This window comes from uncultured Campylobacter sp. (assembly GCF_938045465.1).
GTDB lineage: Bacteria > Campylobacterota > Campylobacteria > Campylobacterales > Campylobacteraceae > Campylobacter_B.
Genome location: NZ_CALIBF010000213.1, coordinates 1 through 1,425 on the forward strand (window position 1 = coordinate 1; position 1,425 = coordinate 1,425).

The window sequence follows — 1,425 nt, forward strand, 5'->3', positions numbered from 1 at the left end:
GGTATAAATTTGACTAAATTTTTATGCGAAAATAGAAGAAATTTGCCGAGTGAGATTATTTATGTTGGCTCGGCAGGGCTATATAAAGAGGGTGAAATTTTTGAAATTTATGAAAGTTCTGTCGCAGTAAATATTGAAATTTCAAGCCTAGAAAACAGAAGCTATTCACCGATAGAATGGAAGATTGCTTCGAGTGTTCCACGTGGAACATGCAAGGTAAATTCCTCAAATTTTATTACGACCGATCAAAATTTAGCCCACAAGCTTTTTGCGCGCGGATATTTTTTAGAAAATATGGAATTTTTCGCAGTCCTTAAAGTCGCGCAAAAATTTCAAATCCCCGCTTACGGCATATTTGTAGCGACGAATTTTTGCGATGAAAACGCTCACGCCGATTTTCTCAAAAACCATGAGCAAGCCAAAAAAGAGCTCGAAAAATACCTAAAACAAAGGGAAATCATTTGAAAAATTTGCTTGATTTTACATTAGACGAGCTAAAAGAGCAGCTCTCGCCGCCGTTTCGCGCAAAGCAAATTTTCGAGTGGCTATATAAGAAAAACGCAACTAGTTTTGATGAGATGCTAAATTTGCCGAAGGATCTGCGCGCAAATTTGGCGCAGGAGTTTTACCTTGATCCGCTAAAATGCGTCAAATTTGAGCAGAGTGCCGACGGCTCGATCAAATATCTTTTCGAGCTCAAAGATGGACTGCGGATAGAAAGCGTGCTGCTATCGATGAAGGAGGAGCAGACGAACGAGCAGGGCAAAATCAGCCGCCACGCGCGCTACACCGTGTGCGTGAGCTCGCAGGTGGGCTGTAAGATGGGCTGCGCGTTTTGTCTCACGGCGAAGGGCGGGCTGGTGCGAAACCTCACCGCAGGCGAGATCGTAGGTCAAATTTTATGGATAAAAAGAGAGAACAAAATCCCCTACGAGCGGCGTATAAACGTCGTATATATGGGCATGGGCGAGCCACTTGACAACCTAGCCAATGTCAGCAAAGCGGTTAAAATTTTGACCGAAAACGACGGGCTGGCTATCTCGCCGCGCCGCCAAACCGTCAGCACGAGCGGGCTCGGCAGCCAGATAAAAAAGCTCGGCGAAATGGATCTGGGAGTGCTGCTCGCTATCTCGCTGCACGCTGTCACGGACGAGCTGCGCAGCCGCCTGATGCCGATAAACAGGGCCTATAACATCGAGGCGGTGATGGACGCGGTGCGAGGCTTCCCGATCGATATGCGAAAGCGCGTGATGTTCGAGTATCTCGTGATCCGCGGGCTAAATGACAGTCTCGCCGATGCAAAAAAGCTCGTGCGGCTGCTGCATGGCATCAGGGCGAAGGTAAATTTGATCTACTTTAACCCGCATGAGGGCAGCGAATTCGGGCGCCCGGAGCCTAGCGATATGGTGAAATTCCAAGACTATC

The 1,425-nt window shown here is 47.5% G+C and carries 1 protein-coding gene and 1 pseudogene; both read left to right on the forward strand.

Annotated features, from left to right (window positions below; genetic code table 11):
- Positions 1 to 465: pseudogene (locus Q0413_RS11015) on the forward strand (purine-nucleoside phosphorylase); the annotation flags it as partial.
- A partial coding sequence (gene rlmN / locus Q0413_RS11020) for a 23S rRNA (adenine(2503)-C(2))-methyltransferase RlmN (protein ID WP_298990486.1) occupies positions 462 to 1,425 on the forward strand: 964 nt, incomplete at its 3' end. The pseudogene Q0413_RS11015 and the gene rlmN, both read left to right, overlap by 4 nt.